The sequence below is a fragment of the Streptomyces sp. BA2 genome (genome assembly GCF_009769735.1).
GTDB lineage: Bacteria > Actinomycetota > Actinomycetes > Streptomycetales > Streptomycetaceae > Streptomyces.
The window spans coordinates 5,022,195-5,038,422 of sequence record NZ_WSRO01000002.1; the positions used below are offsets into that span (position 1 = coordinate 5,022,195).

Sequence of the window (16,228 nt, forward strand, 5' to 3'; positions counted from 1 at the left end):
CGGACGGGCTGAGAGTTTCAGCCCCTCCGGCGTCCCCGACCCCGCCCCTTCCCGAAAACCCGCTCTGGCGCGGGGGCCTTGCGTGCCGTCATCGCCGGCTCCGCCGAGATCGTCCTCAAACGCCGGACGGGCTGAGAGTTTCAGCCCCTCCGGCGTTTGAGGAGCGGGGTCTGGGGCGGAGCCCCAGGTAGGTCCGGGGCGCAGGCACGGTTTTCGGGAAGGGGCGGGGTTGGGGAAAGATCTGGGCCCGTAGTGTCGACCCCGTGAGTAGCGAAGAAGACGTGACACTGACCGCGGGCGACGCGGAAGTTACCGTGCAGGCGGGGAACGGCTGCCGGGTCGGGAGCCTCAAGGTCGGCGGGGTCGAACTGCTGAGGCAAGGCGCCCGCTACGGCTGCTTCCCCATGGCCCCCTGGGCAGGACGTATCCGCGAGGGCAGGTTCCGCAACGGCGGCACGGTCCACCAGATGCCCCTGAACTCCCCGCCCCACGCCATCCACGGCTTCGCGAGGGACGCCGCATGGCGCACCGCCCGCGCGGGCAAGAGCGAGGCCGCGTTCACGTACGACCTCACCGATCCCTGGCCCTACGAAGGCCGCGTCACGCAGATCGTCGAGCTCACCGAGGACTCCCTCACCCTCACCCTCGGCATCGAGACGTACGGCGACTCCTTCCCCGCCCAGGCGGGCTGGCACCCGTGGTTCAACCGCAGCCTCGGGGACGAGGACGTGCAGGTGAGCTTCAGCCCCTCCTGGCAGGAGGAGCGCGGCGACGACCACCTCCCCACCGGCCACCGCATCGCCCCCACCCCCGGCCCCTGGGACGACTGCTTCGGCATGCCCGACGGCGTCGACGTCACCCTCACCTGGCCGGAGCGGATCGAGCTCACAGTGAAGAGCCGTGAGCAGTGGGTCGTCGTGTACGACGAGCAGGAAGCCGCCGTCTGCGTGGAGCCGCAGACCGGGCCGCCGAACGGGCTCAACACCCTGCCCCGCCTGGTCACCCCCATCGACCCCCTGGAGACGTCGACGACCTGGACCTGGACGCGTCTCTGAGCTCCTTGACGCGGCTTTAAGCTGACAGGCATGACTGACGACGTACGTGGCGCCCTGCTGCAGCAGATCAAGGACAAGGCCGTGGTGCACGGCAAGGTGACCCTCTCCTCGGGTCTCGAAGCCGATTACTACATCGACCTGCGCCGCATCACCCTCGACGGCGAGGCCGCCCCCCTGGTCGGCCAGGTCCTTCTCGACCTCACCGCCGACCTCGACTTCGACGCCGTGGGCGGCCTCACCATGGGCGCCGACCCCGTCGCCGGCGCGATGCTGCACGCCTCCGCGGCGCGCGGCAAGCAGCTCGACGCCTTCGTCGTGCGCAAGGCCGCCAAGGCGCACGGCATGCAGCGCCGCGTCGAGGGCCCGGACATCAAGGGGCGCCGCGTACTCGTCGTCGAGGACACATCCACCACCGGTGGCTCCCCGCTCACCGCCGTCGAGGCCGTACGCGAGGCCGGTGCCGAGGTCGTCGGCGTCGCGACCATCGTGGACCGCGCCACCGGGGCGGGCGAGAAGATCACCGAGGGCGCCGGGGTGCCGTACCTCTTCGCGTACTCCAAGGACGACCTCGGCCTGGACTAGGACATCCCCGGGGGCCGGACCGGATCCGGTATGTGCCGGGCGGCCTGAGCCGCCCGGCAGATCTGGAAAGATGGGGGCGACGATGACGTCGCCCCCTTAGGTCAGGGCCAAGCACACACCCGCACATCACAAGGAGCGGACACATGCCCATCGCAACCCCCGAGGTCTACGCCGAGATGCTGGACCGGGCGAAGGCAGGCAAGTTCGCCTACCCGGCCATCAACGTGACCTCCTCGCAGACGCTGCACGCCGCACTGCGCGGTTTCGCGGAGGCCGAGAGCGACGGCATCATCCAGATCTCCACCGGTGGTGCGGAGTTCCTGGGCGGCCAGCACAACAAGGACATGGTGACGGGCGCCGTGGCCCTCGCCGAGTTCGCGCACATCGTCGCCGCGAAGTACGACATCACCGTCGCGCTGCACACCGACCACTGCCCCAAGGACAAGCTGGACACCTACGTCCGTCCGCTGCTCGACGTCTCCGCCGAGCGCGTCAAGGCCGGTCGTAACCCGCTCTTCCAGTCGCACATGTGGGACGGCTCCGCCGAGACCCTCGCCGACAACCTGGCCATCGGCCAGGAGCTGCTCGCGAAGGCCGCCGCCGCGAAGATCATCCTTGAGGTGGAGATCACCCCGACCGGCGGTGAGGAAGACGGCGTCACGCACGAGATCAACGACGAGCTGTACACGACCGTCGACGACGCGCTGCGTACGGCTGAGGCGCTCGGTCTCGGCGAGAAGGGCCGCTACCTGCTCGCCGCGTCCTTCGGCAACGTCCACGGCGTCTACAAGCCGGGCAACGTCGTCCTGCGCCCGGAGCTCCTCAAGGACCTCCAGGAGGGCGTCGCCGCCAAGCACGGCAAGGCCGCGGGCTCGCAGCCGTTCGACTTCGTCTTCCACGGCGGCTCCGGCTCGACCGCCGAGGAGATCGCGACCGCCCTGGAGAACGGCGTCGTGAAGATGAACCTCGACACGGACACGCAGTACGCCTTCACGCGTCCCGTCGCGGACCACATGTTCAAGAACTACGACGGCGTCCTGAAGGTCGACGGCGAGGTCGGCTCGAAGAAGACGTACGACCCCCGCACCTGGGGCAAGGCCGCCGAGGCCGGCATGGCCAAGCGCGTCACCGAGGCCTGCGCGAACCTGCGCTCCTCGGGCACGAAGCTGAAGTAGTCACCACGGCGTCCCTGCGGGCCCGGCACCCTTCCCTGGGTGCCGGGCCCGTACGCGTATGGAGCAGACTGGAACCCATGGCCATTCACAAGGATCTGCTCGGGGGACCGCCCCCGACCCACCTGCCCGACGACCCGGAGCCGCGCGAGCTCCTCGCGAACGGCGCGGCGCCCGCCGACGTCGCCGCGAAGTACCCGACCTCCTCGCTCGCCTGGGCGCAGCTCGCCGACGAGGCGTTCGAGCGGGGCAGCGTCGTCGAGTCGTACGCGTACGCCCGTACCGGCTACCACCGCGGCCTCGACTCGCTGCGCCGCAGCGGCTGGAAGGGCCACGGCCCCGTGCCGTGGGAGCACGAGCCGAACCGCGGCTTCCTGCGGGCCCTGCACGGCCTCGCGCGCGCCGCGCAGTCGATCGGTGAGCAGGAGGAGTACGAGCGCTGCGCCGGCTTCCTGCGGGACTCCTCCGAGACGGCTGCCCAGACCCTGGGCTAGCCCCCGCATACGTGCCTGACCTGCCTGGACGCCGCTGTGACCAGGCAGGTCTTGCCGTTTCGTGGGATGTTGCGGAGGATGCCGGTGGGGACCGGGGCCCCCGTGTCGGTAACGGCAGGGGCGGACCGCTACCCGGAGTACGTATCAAGGAGATCGCGATGTCCCAAGAGGCGGACACCCCGAACCTCGACTTCGCAGGAACCACCCCTTACGAGGACTACGTCCAGGCTGACGTCCTCACGCACCTCCAGCACCTGCGCTCCGACGACCCCGGAGAGATGGTCTTCCTGGTCACCACCCAGGTGATGGAGCTGTGGTTCACGGTCATCGTGCACGAGTGGGAGACCGCGTCGCACGCCCTGCGCCGCGACGACATCCCGACCGCCGTGGCCGCCCTCAAGCGCAGCCTCCGCGAGCTGGAGGCGCTGAACGCCTCATGGCGCCCGCTCGCCCAGCTGACCCCCGCGCAGTTCAACTCCTACCGCGGCGCGCTCGGCGAGGGATCCGGATTCCAGTCCGCGATGTACCGCCGCATGGAGTTCCTGCTCGGCGACAAGTCCGCGTCCATGCTGGTGCCGCACCGGGGCGCGCCGCGCGTCCACGCGGAGCTGGAGAAGGCGCTCCAGGAGCCGAGCCTGTACGACGAGGTCCTCGCCCTGCTCGCCCGCCGCGGCCACGCCGTCCCGGCCGCCGTGCTCCAGCGCGACCTGACGCAGAGGTACGAGCCGTCGCCCGAGGTCGAGAAGGTGTGGACCGACCTCTACGCCGGTGACGAGAGCGATGAACTGGCCCGCCTCGGCGAGGTGTTGACGGACGTCGCCGAGCTGGTGTGGCGCTGGCGCAACGACCACCTGGTGGCGACCCGGCGCGCGATGGGCTCCAAGACGGGCACGGGCGGCTCGGCCGGCGTGGCCTGGCTGGAGAAGCGCGCGACGAAGAACGTGTTCCCCGAGCTGTGGACTGCGAGGAGCCATGTCTGAGGCTGGTACTGGTTTTGGGCAGGCGTCCCGCAAGGCGGGACGGGTGGGCAAAACCGACGACGGCGGCGAGCAGGACCTACAGGCGCAAGCGGCAAAGAGGGACGCAGAGGACGAACTCCGGGGCAAGAGAGGCGAGTTCGTACTGGACGACTCCGTCTACCTGGACGGAAATTCGCTGGGCGCGCTGCCCGCGGTCGTCCAGGCCCGCGTGGCAGACGTCATCACCCGCCAGTGGGGACAGCTCCGCATCCGCTCCTGGGAGGAAAGCGGCTGGTGGACCGCCCCCGAGCGCATCGGCGACCGCATAGCCCCCCTCGTGGGGGCCGCCCCCGGCCAGATAGTGGTCGGCGACTCCACGAGCGTGAACGTCTTCAAGGCCCTGGTCGCCGCCGTACGCATGGCCCGTGACTCGGGCGAGGGGCGGGACGAGATCGTCGTTGACGCGACGACCTTCCCCACGGACGGGTACATCGCCCAGTCCGTGGCGCGGATGACGGACTGCACTCTGGTGCCGGTCGCCCCGGGCGAGGTGCGCGACGTCCTCGGCCCACGCACGGCCGTGGTCCTGCTCAACCACGCCGACTACCGCACCGGACGCCTGCACGACCTGCCCGGCCTGACGGCGGCCGTGCACGACGCGGGCGCGCTGGTGGTCTGGGACCTGTGCCACACCGCGGGCGCACTGCCCGTCGGGCTCGACGCGCACGGCGTGGACCTCGCGGTCGGGTGCACCTACAAGTACCTGAACGGGGGGCCGGGTTCACCTGCCTACATCTACGTACGGGCGGACCTGCAGCCCCGCTTCGACTCTCCGCTGCCCGGCTGGAACTCGCACGCGGAGCCCTTCGGGATGCGGCCGGAGTTCGAGGCGGCACAGGGTGCCCTGCGGGGGCGGGTCGGTACGCCCGACATCCTGTCGATGCTGGCGCTCGACGCGGCGCTCGACGTCTGGGACGGGGTGTCCATCGAGGCCGTACGGGCCAAGTCCCTCGCGCTGACGGACTTCTTCGTCGAGTGCGTGGCGGCCTACGTCCCCGAGGGGCGGGTCGAGGTGCTCACCCCGGCCGCCCACGAGGAGCGCGGCAGCCAGGTCGCCCTGCGGTGTGAGGATGCGGGTGACGTGATGCGGCGCCTCGTCGAGCAGGGTGTGGTCGGCGACTTCCGGGCGCCGGACGTGCTGCGGTTCGGTTTCACGCCGTTGTACGTCGGCTTCGCCGATGTGGAGCGGGCGGCGGGGGTGCTGGCGCGGACGCTGGGTGAGTAACCCCGCCCCGCCTCTCGGACGCCGGACGGGCTCGGGTTCAGCCCGTCCGGCGTTTGGCGGCGGAGCCGTTCTCGGGCAGGGGCGGGGTAGGGGAAGATCAAACGAGCACCCACCCGCAGCAGCTCCACTCCCCGCAGAGAGGTTGTCGCAATGCCGGACGACGCCATGCCGGACGACGCCGCCGCCGTGGCCCGCGATGCCGCCGAGGCCGAGGCCGCCTTGTCGCATCCCGCGGTGACGCCCGACGCCACCGCCGCGTACGGCGAGCACCCCGACCAGGTGGTCGACTTCTACGAGCCCCGGACCGCCACGGACACCCCCGCCCCCCTCGTCGTCGCCCTGCACGGCGGCGCCTGGCGCGCCCCGTACGACCGGCAGCACCTCTCGCCCTTCGCGGGCTTCCTGGCCAGACGGGGCTTCGCGGTGGCCAACGTCGAGTACCGGCGCGGCGGTTCCATCCCCGCCCAGGGGGAGGGGCCCGTCGCGGGCCGCTGGCCCGAGACCTTCGACGACGTGGCCGCTGCCTTCGACGCGCTGCCCGCGCTCGCGGCGCGGCACCTGCCGGCGGCCGACCTCCGCCGCACCGTCGTGACCGGCCACTCGGCCGGCGGTCACCTCGCCCTCTGGGCCGCCGCCCGGCATGTGCTGCCCACCGGCTCACCCTGGCGCACCGATCGGCCCGCCCCCTTCCGGGGTGTCGTCGCCCTCGCGCCCATCGCCGACTTCCGTGTGGCGCAGGAGCTCGGCGTCTGCTCGGACGCGCCCCTGCAACTCCTCGGCGGTGACGCGAAGTTCGAGGAGCGGCTCCCGCACGCGGACCCGGCGGCCCTGCTGCCGACCGGCATCGCCACGACCGTCGTCCAGGGGCGTACCGACATCGTCGTGCCGCAGGCGGTGGCCGAGGCGTACGCCGACGCGGCGGCGAAGGCGGGCGAAGTGGTCGGCGTGACCCTTCTCGAAGAGGTCGGGCACTTCCCGCTGATCGACCCGGCGGCGGACGCCTGCGCGGTGGTGGCGGAGGAGATCGCGCAGCTGGCGTTCTGAGGGGCGCGGGCTCACACGTCGACGACGAGCTCCCGTAGCCCCCGGATCACGAAGTTCGGCTTCCGTTCGGGCTCGGCGGCGAGCGTGAGAGCGGGCGCCCGGCGGAGCAACGCCCCCAGTGAGGCGGCCAGTTCGATGCGGGCCAGGGGAGCGCCGATGCAGTAGTGGATGCCCGCGCTGAAGGAGATGTGCGGGTTCTCGGCGCGGGCCAGGTCCAGTTCGGCGGGGGCGGTGAACACCGCGGGGTCGTGGTTCGCCGAACCGAAGAGGAGGGCGACCTCGCTGCCACGCGGGATCACGGTGCCGTCGACCTCGATGTCGTCGAGGACCCACCGCTCGAAGAGCTGGAGCGGGGTGTCGTACCGCATCAACTCCTCGACGGCGGTGGGGATGAGGCGCCCCGGATCCGCGCGCAGGGCGGCCAGTTGTGAGGGGTTGCGGAAGAGCGCGTACCAGCCGTTGACGGTGGCGTTGACCGTCGCCTCGTGCCCCGCGTTGAGCAGCAGCACGCAGGTGGAGATCATCTCCTGCTCGCTGAGGGACTCCCCTTCCTCGTACGCGGCGATGAGCCCCGAGATCAGATCGTCGCCCGGCTTCTCGCGGCGCACGGCGATGAGTTCGCGCAGGTACGCGGAGAATTCGAGCGAGGCCCGCACCGCGCGTCCCGCGGTCCCCTCGGAGGGGCTCAGCTCGTACATTCCGCAGATGTCGGCCGACCAGGGCCGCAGCTGGGCCCGGTCGGCCTCCGGGATGCCCAGCATCTGCGCGATGACGGCCACCGGCAGCGGCTCGGCGACGCGGGCGGCGAGGTCACCGCCCCCGTCAGCCACGAGCTCCCGTACGAGCTGGTCCGCCAACTCCTCGACGTACGGCCGTAGTTGCTCGACGGTCCGCGGCGTGAACGCCTTCGACACCAGGCGCCGGATGCGGGTGTGCGTGGGTGCCTCAAGGTCGAGCATGCCGTTGTCGTTCAGGACGTGGAACGGCTCGTGCTCGGGCGGCGGGGCCTGCCGCCCGAACTCCTCGTGCGTGAACCGGTGCAGATAGGTCCGCCCGAGCCGCCGGTCCCGCAACAGCGCGGAGACGTCCGCGTGGTGGGGGACGAGCCACTGATCGGTGGCTTCGAAGTAGTGGACCCGTCCGGCGTCCCGCAGCTGTGCGTAGGCGGGATAGGGGTCGGCGATGAACTCCGCTGACCAGGGGGCGAAGGCGGCGAAGGGGGCGTCGGGTGCATCCATGGAGGGACGCTAGTCGCATGGATGCCCGCCCCGGAAGAGGTCAGCCCGGCGTGACCAGCCGGGCCTCGTACGCGAAGACCGCCGCCTGCGTGCGGTCCCGCAGGCCCAGTTTCACCAGGATGCGGCTCACGTGGGTCTTGATGGTCGACTCGGCGACGACGAGGCGCGAGGCGATCTCTCCGTTGGACAGGCCCTGGGCGATGAGGACGAGCACCTCTGTCTCGCGCTCGGTGAGCTCGCCGTACTGCTGCGCCTGAACCGTCGCCGAGAGGCGCGGTGTCTCGCCGAGCTTGGAGAACTCGGTGATGAGGCGGCGCGTGACGGAGGGCGCGAGGAGGGCTTCACCGGCAGCCACCACCCTCACTCCGTCGGCGAGTTGGCGCGCGGAGGCGTCCTTCAGGAGGAAGCCGGACGCGCCGGCCCGCAGCGCCTGGTAGACGTATTCGTCGAGGTCGAAGGTGGTGAGGACGAGGACCTTCGACGTCACGTCCGCCGCGACGATCTCGCGGGTCGCCTCGATGCCGTTCAGGACGGGCATACGGATGTCCATCAGGACGACGTCCGGGGTGAGCTCGCGGACGCGGTCGACCGCCTCGCGGCCGTTGACGGCCTCGCCCACGACCTCGAAGTCCGGCATCGCGTTGAGCAGGACGGAGAAGCCCTCGCGGACCATCATCTGGTCGTCGGCGATCAGTACGCGGATCGTCATTCCTGGCCTCCGGCGGGTTCCGATGCGGATGCGACCGGCAGGAACACGGTGACTTCGTACCCGCCGTCGGCGGTCTCCTCGGTCGTCATCTCGCCGTCCAGCATCGTGACACGCTCGCGCATGCCGGTGATGCCGTGGCCCGCTCCGGGCGAGGGCTTGACCAGGCCGGTCGCGGGCCCGTTGACGATGCGCAGCCCAAGGCCTCCCAGCACATAACCGACCTCGACGCGGGCCGTGGCGCCGGGTGCGTGGCGCAGGGTGTTGCTCAGCGCCTCCTGGACGATGCGGTACGCGGAGAGCTCGACGCCCTGCGGGAGTTCGCGGACGGCTCCGGTGACCACCTTCTCGACGTCGAGGCCGGTCTCACGGACGTTCGCGATGAGCCGGTCGAGGTCGCCGAGCGTGGGCTGCGGGGCGTCCGGCGCCTCGTAGTCCTCCGCGCGTACGACACCGAGGACGCGGCGCAGCTCCGTCAGCGCGGCCACGGCGTTCTCGCGGATCGTGACGAACGCCTGCTCCAGCTCGGGCGGCGGGTTCTCGACGCGGTAGGGCGCGGCCTCCGCCTGGATGGCGACCACCGACATGTGGTGCGCGACCACGTCGTGCAGCTCGCGCGCGATCGTCGTCCGCTCCTCCAGGAGCGTGCGCCTGTCGCGCTCCATCGCGGTGACCGTCCGCTGGACGCTGACCTCGCGCTGGGCCTCGCGGCGGATGTGCACGAGGGAGGCGGCGAGGAGGGAGAGCGCGGAGAAGAAGAGCATCTCCGGGAGATTCGTGGTGTACCCCGGGCTGAGGAAGACCTCGGCGGCGATGCCGTAGAGCGCCGTGCCGACCCACATCCACGCGGCGGTGCGGGGGCGGGTGCGCAGGGTGATGACCGTCATCACGGTGATGTGCGCGAAGAAGACGCTGGCGGTCCACGGATAGCCGTTCCAGTTGCCGGCGACGGCGCCGGAGAAGGGCGTGCTCGCGATCAGGACCCACCAGGCGCCGACGGGCCTGAGCAGGGTCATCACGACGGCGGCGGCCGGGATGAGGCCGGTGAGCACGTAGTCGAGGCCACCGGAGCTCACCGCGTTGGCGAGGACGAAGGTGAAGAAGGCGGCCGCCACGACCGCCGCGTGCGGGGCCCAGCCGGCGTACTGGCGTATGCGGGCGGGGAGGCGCCGGGTCAGCGGTCCTTCCGTACGCATCGCTTGCAGCGGGCGGTAGGCGAAGGCGTCCCGGAAGAGGTCCTGCCGAAGCCCTCCGAGCGCACCCACGGCCAGGCGGAACTCCGGGCTGCGGTTGCTGCTGGGGGCGTTCTTGGTCGCGTCAGTCACGCTTACGAAGGTACGGGGAGCCTCCGCCGGGGTCGTCCCGCCAGGGAGGGGTTCTGGGGGATCCGTCGCAGGTACTACGGGCCGGGGTCCTGCCGCAGCTGTGGCGCAGCCTTGGCAGGCCCCCGGCCACCAGCGGGGGTCACGTAATCAGGTCCCTGCGGCGCAGCCCCGTCAGGCCCCCGGCCACCAGCGTTGCCGCGATCGTGAGAAGTGTCATCACCGGGCCCCACGTCATCTCGGAGCCCGGCAGCTTCGGGAGGTGGCCGAAGGGGGATAGCTCGAGCGCCACCTGCGGTAGCGACACCGCAGGGCCGATCCAGCCGATCGCCAGGCAGACCCCGGCCACACCCCACGCAGCCACCGCCGCCCGAGGGAAGGCCCCCACCAACAGCACCGCCACCCCGCCCAGCGCCCAGATCGCGGCCACCTGCACCAGGCATGCCCCGAGGATCGGCCCGAGGTCCTCCCCGTGACCGACGTAGAGACCGAGGCCGCCCACCAGCATCAGCAGTACCGAGCCGCCGAAGGCGATGACCAGGTGGCCCCCGGCCCACCGCAGCCGCCCCACCGCGTTCGCGAGGACCGGTTCCGCCCGCTGCGACGTCTCCTCGCCGTGCAGCCGCAGCACCGAAGCGACGACGTACAGCGAGGCGACCATCCCGAGCAGGCCGACCATCGTGGCGAGGAAGGCGTCCGTGAGGCCGGACTGGCCTCCCATCCGCTCGATGATCTCCCGGGTGTCGGCGTTGTCGCCGACGATGTCCGCCGCCCCCTCCACCATCCCGCCGAAGACCACACCGGACGCCAGGAAGCCGAGCGTCCAGCCCAGCACGCTCCCCCGCTGCAACCGCCACGCGAGCCCGCCCGCCGTCGCGATCCCGCCCTTCGCGGGCCCCGGCCGGGTCGGCACGAAGCTCATCCCCACGCCCCGCCGCCCCGCCAGGTCGTACGCGACAGCCCCCTGCACGACGATCGCGGCGGCGATCAGGAGCAGCACCCACCACCGCTCGCCGGCGTAGGCGCGGAGGTTCTCCGCCCAGCCGAGCGGTGAGAGCCAGGTCAGCACGGACGAGCCGTCCTCGGCCCCCGCGTCACCGGCGGCCTTGAGCACGTACGCGGCGCCGAGCACCCCGGAGGTCAGCCCCTTGGCGAGCCGCGCGCTCTCCGTGAGCTGGGCGACGATCGCCGTCATGGTGGCGAAGAGCATGCCGGTGCCCGCGACGCCGAGCCCGAGCGCGAGAGCACCGGCCGCGCCCTGCCCGGCCATCCCGCCGGTGATGAGCAGCCCCACGGCAGCGTTCGCGACGAACGCGGCAAGCAGCGCGGCGGTCAGCGGCGCACGCCGCCCCACCATCGCGGCGGAGAGCATCTCCTGGCGGCCCGTCTCCTCCTCCTCGCGCGTGTGCCGTACGACGACGATCAGGCTCATCACGGCGGCGAGGATCGCGGCGTAGACGCCGATGCGCCAGGCGGAGAGCGCGCCGATGGAGTCCCCGAACACCGGCGAATACAGCGCCCGCATCGAGGAGTTGGCGTTCATCGACCGCATGGCGTCGGCCCGCTCGGCGGCCGTTCCGTACGTCTGCTCCAGGGCGCCCGGCATGGAGAGGACCAGGCCGGAGATGACGATGACCCAGACCGGCATCATGACGCGGTCGCGTCGCAGGGCGAGCCTCAACAGGGCGCCGGTTCCGGCGAGTTGCCGGGAGGTGCGGGGGGTGCGGGGGGTGGACCCCAGTTCTCCGGTGGCGGTGGTCATCGCGCTACCTCCCGCACATCCTCCTGGTAGTGCCGCAGGAAGAGCTCCTCCAGCGTGGGCGGCGTCGAGGTCAGCGAGCGGATCCCGGAGTCGGCCAGCGTACGCAGCACCGCGTCCAGCTTGTCGGACTCGACCTGGAGCTTGACGCGATGCCCGGCTGCGTCCCCCTGCCCGGATACGTCGACGTCGTGCACCCCGGGCAGCCGCGCGAGCCCGTTGGGCGGCCCCGCGAGCTCGGCGGTGACGCTGGTCCGCGTCAGATGGCGCAGGTCGGCGAGCGATCCGGTCTCGACGGTCTGCCCCTTCCTGATGATGCTGACGCGGTCGCAGAGCGTCTCCACCTCGCTGAGGATGTGCGAGGAGAGCAGGATGGTGCGGCCCCGGTTGCGCTCCTCCTCGACGCACGCCTGGAAGACCTCCTCCATGAGCGGATCGAGGCCGGAGGTGGGTTCGTCGAGGATCAGTACGTCGACGTCCGACGCGAAGGCGGCGACGAGGGCGACCTTCTGCCGGTTGCCCTTGGAGTACGTGCGGCCCTTCTTGGTCGGGTCGAGTTCGTACCGCTCGATGAGGTCGGCCCTGCGGGCCCGGTCGAGGCCGCCGCGCAGCTTCCCGTACAGATCGATGACCTCGCCGCCGGAGAGGTTGCGCCACAGGGTGACGTCACCCGGTACGTACGCCACGCGCCGGTGCAGTTCCACCGCGTCGCTCCACGGGTCCTTGCCGAGGAGCTGGGCGGCGCCGGAGTCGGCGCGGAGCAGGCCGAGGAGGACCCGGATGGTCGTGGACTTCCCGGCGCCGTTGGGGCCGAGGAAGCCGTGGACCTCGCCGGTCTCGACGTCGAGGTCGAGACCGTCCAGCGCGTGCGTCCGTCCGAACGACTTGTGCAGTCCGGAGACGGTGATTGCCTTCGTCATGCTTCGGAACTTACGCTTTCTTCAGAAATTTGTGAAGTTAAGGAAGCGTATAAACTCGAAAGGCCACGACAGCACAGGGGAGATGATCAGCGCATGCCCAAGGAGTCCGCACCGCTGCCGCGCGACGGCGAGGTCGTCGGCCGTTTCGTCGAGCAGTTCGCCGCGCAGCTGGTCGAGGCGGGCATGCCGAGGATGCCCGCGAGGATCTTCGCGGCGCTCCTCGCCTCGGACTCGGGCGCGCTGACATCGGCGGAGCTGGGGGAGCGGCTCCAGGTGAGCCCCGCGGCGGTCTCGGGCGCGGTCCGCTATCTCACGCAGCAGCACATGGTGGCCCGGGAGCGCGAGCCGGGCTCCCGGCGGGACATCTTCCGGGTGCACAGCGACCAGTGGTACGAGGCGCTGGCCAACCGTGACGGGGTCCTCAAGCGCTGGGAGTCGGCCCTGCGCGACGGTGTCACGAGCCTCGGCGCCGACACCCCGGCGGGCCGCCGCATGGCGGAGACGCTCGCCTTCTTCGAGTTCGTCGAGAAGGAGATCGTGGAGATGCTGGAGCGGTGGCGGGTGCATCGGGAGACGTTGTTCGGCAAATGACCTGTCCCGCCGCCATCCCCCACCCGCCGACATCCCCCGCCCGCCCACCCGATCACCCCGGGGCAATCGGGTGGGTGGGCGGGAAAGATCCGCCGCGAAGCGGCGGGCCAGAGGAAACGGCGCCGCACCCGAAGGACAGTGGGCCTGATCCCGGGTGCCGAGACCGCGGCGGTCACCTGGGCAGCATCAAGCCCCAGGCACTGGCCCGCACCGACCACGTCCGCGTCCGCACAGGCCCCCCGACCACCGCATCCGCCCGGTAGCGGAAATCCGCCCCGGACACGGTGATCGTCCGCGCCCGCGCCCGCAGCGCCTCGGCCGCCGCGCCCACCGATGTCGGCCGCACCTCGACCTCCGCGAGACCGTCGGCCCCCGGACGCACCGACACGCCCTCCACCGGCTGGTCCAGGTCCACCACGAGCACCCCGTCCGCCTCCACCCGCAGCCGCGCGGGCGCGGGGCCCGGCGCCGACGCCACGCGTGCGGGGCGCGCAAGGGTGCGTACGAAGGACTGGCACGTGCGCAGCCAGGGGCGGCCGTCCACCGCCGTGCCCCCGGCGGCCGCCGAGACCACGGGCGGGATCCGCAGCGTCCCGAGCACCACACCGTCGCTGTCGTCCACGAGCAGATCAAGCCGCCGCTCGGCCCCTTCGAGCACCGCACGGGCCGCCGCGACGGCGCCGAGCGGCACTCCGAGGGCCCGGGAAAGTGCTTGGGCGGCCCCGACGGGAACGACCGAAACCGCGCACGAATCGAGCTCGCGCTCGCGGTGCAACGCCGTGACGGCACGCAGCAGCGCCCGGTCGTCACCGATCACTACAGGACGTCGCGCACCCCTCCTGGCCAGGGCTTTCGCGAAGTCCTCGGGCCCTTCCGGCAGGCAGATCCGGATGGCCGCACCCGCGCCGAGCACATCCTTCGCGATCCGTACCGACTCACCGTCCGTGCGCCGGGCGACCGGGTCGATGACGACGAGCAGCTGGTCGCGAGCCGACAACGTGCGCCCCTTTTCTGAGTCCTCGGGTAGCATCTTTGTGCAAGAGCCCCTTGCGCTATTGCGCCAGGGGCTTCGTCTATTCCGGGGCAGCATCCAAGGCACACCCATATGGCGGCTACGGCCCCTGACCTTGGACATGCCCCGCCCGGAAGGGGTGTACGCCTGTGCCCGCACTTGTGCTGCTCGGTGCTCAGTGGGGTGACGAAGGCAAGGGAAAGGCCACCGACCTGCTCGGTGGCTCCGTGGACTATGTAGTGCGATACCAGGGCGGCAACAACGCCGGCCACACGGTCGTCGTAGGCGACCAGAAGTACGCGCTGCATCTCCTCCCTTCCGGGATTCTCTCCCCGGACTGCGTGCCTGTCATCGGCAATGGAGTCGTCGTCGACCCGTCGGTCCTGCTCTCCGAGCTGAGCGGTCTGAACGAGCGCGGCGTCGACACGTCGAAGCTGCTGATCAGCGGTAACGCGCACATCATCACGCCGTACAACGTGACCGTCGACAAGGTGACGGAGCGCTTCCTCGGCAAGCGCAAGATCGGCACGACCGGCCGTGGCATCGGCCCGACGTACGCCGACAAGATCAACCGCACCGGCATCCGCGTCCAGGACCTCTACGACCAGTCGATCCTGGAGCAGAAGGTCGAGGCGGCTCTCGAGATCAAGAACCAGCTCCTCACCAAGCTGTACAACCGCCGCGCCATCGAGGTCGGCCAGATCGTCGAGCAGCTCCTTGAGCACGGCGAGAACATCAAGCAGTACGTCGCCGACACCACCCTGATCCTCAACAACGCGCTCGACGAGGACAAGGTCGTCCTCTTCGAGGGCGGTCAGGGCACGCTCCTGGACGTGGACCACGGCACGTACCCCTTCGTCACCTCCTCGAACCCGACCGCGGGCGGCGCCTGCACGGGTACGGGCGTCGGCCCGACGAAGATCAGCCGCGTCATCGGCATCCTGAAGGCCTACACCACGCGTGTCGGCGCGGGCCCGTTCCCGACGGAGCTCTTCGACCAGGACGGCGAGGACCTGCGCCGCATCGGTGGCGAGCGCGGTGTCACCACCGGCCGTGACCGCCGCTGCGGCTGGTTCGACGCGCCGATCGCGCGTTACGCGACCCGTGTGAACGGCCTGACGGACTTCTTCCTCACGAAGCTGGACGTCCTGACGGGCTGGGAGCAGATCCCGGTCTGCGTCGCGTACGAGATCGACGGCAAGCGCGTCGAGGAACTCCCGTACAACCAGACGGACTTCCACCACGCGAAGCCCGTCTACGAGTACCTCCCCGGCTGGTCCGAGGACATCACCAAGGCCCAGACCTTCTCCGACCTGCCGAAGAACGCGCAGGGTTACGTGAAGGCCCTGGAGGAGATGTCCGGCGCCCCGATCTCCGCGATCGGCGTGGGACCGGGCCGCACGGAGACGATCGAGATCAACTCGTTCGTCTAAGGGCGGCTGCGGGCGGCTGCTCAACAGCGCTCGCTGTACGACGAAGGGGCGCCCCGGCCTGGCCGGGGCGCCCCTTCCGTTCGTCCGGTCACGCGCGACGGCGGCGGTAGTACGCGTAGGTGAGGACGAGGAGCAGCGGGCCCCACAGGGTCATCAGGCCGCTGACGGTCATCGCGAGCACGTCCCAGCCTTCGGCGTAGGGCCAGGCGCCGGGCCCCTCTCCGATGGCCGTGACCAGCCACTCGACGCCGATGGCGGTGAGTGCGAGCCCACCGATCGTCGCGGGCACGACGGCGGCGGCGACCGGCACGCGGCGCCCACCGAGCCGCGGCACCCACGAGGGCACGACCTCGCCCCATCCCCGTACGAGTCCGAAGGAGAGGTGCGCGAAGAGCTCGCTGAGGATGCTGAGCCCGAGGACGTAGGGGATGTTGAACCACGCGGGGTCGAGACCCTCCCCGCCCATCCCGTACCCGAAGCCGATGGGCAGCCGCCAGATGCAGACGGGGAGGACGACGAGGGGGATGGCGTGCGCGATCCACTCGGCCCAGACCGGGACGCGGTGTCGGGTTTCCGTCGCTGCCGTCTCGTCGTCACGCACTGCGTATGTCGTGGTCATGCCTCCAGCGTGGCGGGACGTGTTCCGCGGGGGATCG

General features: G+C 71.0%; 16 protein-coding genes. 9 read left to right on the forward strand and 7 right to left on the reverse strand.

What is annotated here, in order from left to right; translation table 11 throughout:
• The first annotated feature begins 263 nt into the window (after window positions 1–263).
• The 7 genes from E5671_RS25370 (at window position 264) to E5671_RS25400 (ending at window position 6,591) form a co-directional block, all read left to right on the forward strand.
• The gene (locus E5671_RS25370) at window positions 264–1,055 is read left to right on the forward strand and encodes an aldose epimerase family protein (RefSeq protein WP_160506238.1); all 792 of its coding nucleotides are present in this window, start codon (window positions 264–266) and stop codon (window positions 1,053–1,055) included.
• A gap of 30 nt (window positions 1,056–1,085) precedes the next feature.
• On the forward strand, window positions 1,086–1,637 hold the full coding sequence (gene pyrE, locus E5671_RS25375) for an orotate phosphoribosyltransferase (protein WP_160506239.1): 552 nt from the start codon (window positions 1,086–1,088) through the stop codon (window positions 1,635–1,637).
• Between the two features lie 143 nt (window positions 1,638–1,780).
• Window positions 1,781–2,812, forward strand: coding sequence for a class II fructose-bisphosphate aldolase (gene fbaA, locus E5671_RS25380; RefSeq protein WP_160506240.1), 1,032 nt, complete (start codon window positions 1,781–1,783; stop codon window positions 2,810–2,812).
• Between the two features lie 77 nt (window positions 2,813–2,889).
• Window positions 2,890–3,303: a DUF3151 domain-containing protein gene (locus E5671_RS25385; RefSeq protein ID WP_160506241.1), complete on the forward strand. Its 414-nt coding sequence runs from the start codon at window positions 2,890–2,892 to the stop codon at window positions 3,301–3,303.
• 158 nt (window positions 3,304–3,461) lie between these two features.
• Window positions 3,462–4,283, forward strand: coding sequence for a tryptophan 2,3-dioxygenase family protein (locus tag E5671_RS25390; RefSeq protein WP_160506242.1), 822 nt, complete (start codon window positions 3,462–3,464; stop codon window positions 4,281–4,283).
• Complete coding sequence (gene kynU / locus E5671_RS25395; RefSeq protein ID WP_160506243.1) at window positions 4,276–5,547, forward strand: kynureninase; 1,272 nt, start codon at window positions 4,276–4,278, stop codon at window positions 5,545–5,547. Before E5671_RS25390 ends, kynU begins: the two co-directional genes overlap by 8 nt.
• Window positions 5,548–5,697: 150 nt before the next feature.
• A complete protein-coding gene (locus E5671_RS25400; protein ID WP_443032689.1) occupies window positions 5,698–6,591 on the forward strand; it encodes an alpha/beta hydrolase in 894 nt (297 codons plus the stop codon).
• 11 nt (window positions 6,592–6,602) lie between these two features.
• Here the strand turns inward: E5671_RS25400 and E5671_RS25405 are convergent, their stop codons facing one another.
• The 5 genes from E5671_RS25405 to E5671_RS25425 all read right to left on the reverse strand — a co-directional run bounded on the left by E5671_RS25405 (window position 6,603) and on the right by E5671_RS25425 (window position 12,536).
• Window positions 6,603–7,829: a cytochrome P450 gene (locus tag E5671_RS25405; protein WP_160506244.1), complete on the reverse strand. Its 1,227-nt coding sequence runs from the start codon at window positions 7,827–7,829 to the stop codon at window positions 6,603–6,605.
• Between the two features lie 40 nt (window positions 7,830–7,869).
• On the reverse strand, window positions 7,870–8,538 hold the full coding sequence (locus tag E5671_RS25410; protein WP_160506245.1) for a response regulator: 669 nt from the start codon (window positions 8,536–8,538) through the stop codon (window positions 7,870–7,872).
• Complete coding sequence (locus tag E5671_RS25415; RefSeq protein ID WP_160506246.1) at window positions 8,535–9,860, reverse strand: histidine kinase; 1,326 nt, start codon at window positions 9,858–9,860, stop codon at window positions 8,535–8,537. Before E5671_RS25415 ends, E5671_RS25410 begins: the two co-directional genes overlap by 4 nt.
• A 139-nt stretch (window positions 9,861–9,999) precedes the next feature.
• Entirely contained in the window at window positions 10,000–11,619 is a 1,620-nt protein-coding gene (locus E5671_RS25420) for an ABC transporter permease (RefSeq protein WP_160506247.1), read from the reverse strand.
• Window positions 11,616–12,536: an ABC transporter ATP-binding protein gene (locus E5671_RS25425; protein WP_160506248.1), complete on the reverse strand. Its 921-nt coding sequence runs from the start codon at window positions 12,534–12,536 to the stop codon at window positions 11,616–11,618. Before E5671_RS25425 ends, E5671_RS25420 begins: the two co-directional genes overlap by 4 nt.
• Window positions 12,537–12,629: 93 nt before the next feature.
• Here E5671_RS25425 and E5671_RS25430 point away from each other — a divergent pair, with 93 nt between their 5' ends.
• Window positions 12,630–13,127, forward strand: a complete 498-nt coding sequence (locus E5671_RS25430; RefSeq protein WP_160506249.1) for a GbsR/MarR family transcriptional regulator — start codon at window positions 12,630–12,632, stop codon at window positions 13,125–13,127.
• A 172-nt stretch (window positions 13,128–13,299) separates the two neighbouring features.
• Here E5671_RS25430 and E5671_RS25435 read toward each other — a convergent pair whose 3' ends face one another.
• Window positions 13,300–14,157, reverse strand: coding sequence for a diacylglycerol kinase family protein (locus tag E5671_RS25435; protein ID WP_160506250.1), 858 nt, complete (start codon window positions 14,155–14,157; stop codon window positions 13,300–13,302).
• A gap of 131 nt (window positions 14,158–14,288) precedes the next feature.
• Here E5671_RS25435 and E5671_RS25440 point away from each other — a divergent pair, with 131 nt between their 5' ends.
• A complete protein-coding gene (locus E5671_RS25440; protein ID WP_160506251.1) occupies window positions 14,289–15,572 on the forward strand; it encodes an adenylosuccinate synthase in 1,284 nt (427 codons plus the stop codon).
• A gap of 88 nt (window positions 15,573–15,660) precedes the next feature.
• Here E5671_RS25440 and E5671_RS25445 read toward each other — a convergent pair whose 3' ends face one another.
• The gene (locus E5671_RS25445) at window positions 15,661–16,191 is read right to left on the reverse strand and encodes a hypothetical protein (RefSeq protein ID WP_160506252.1); all 531 of its coding nucleotides are present in this window, start codon (window positions 16,189–16,191) and stop codon (window positions 15,661–15,663) included.
• Window positions 16,192–16,228 lie beyond the last annotated feature (37 nt).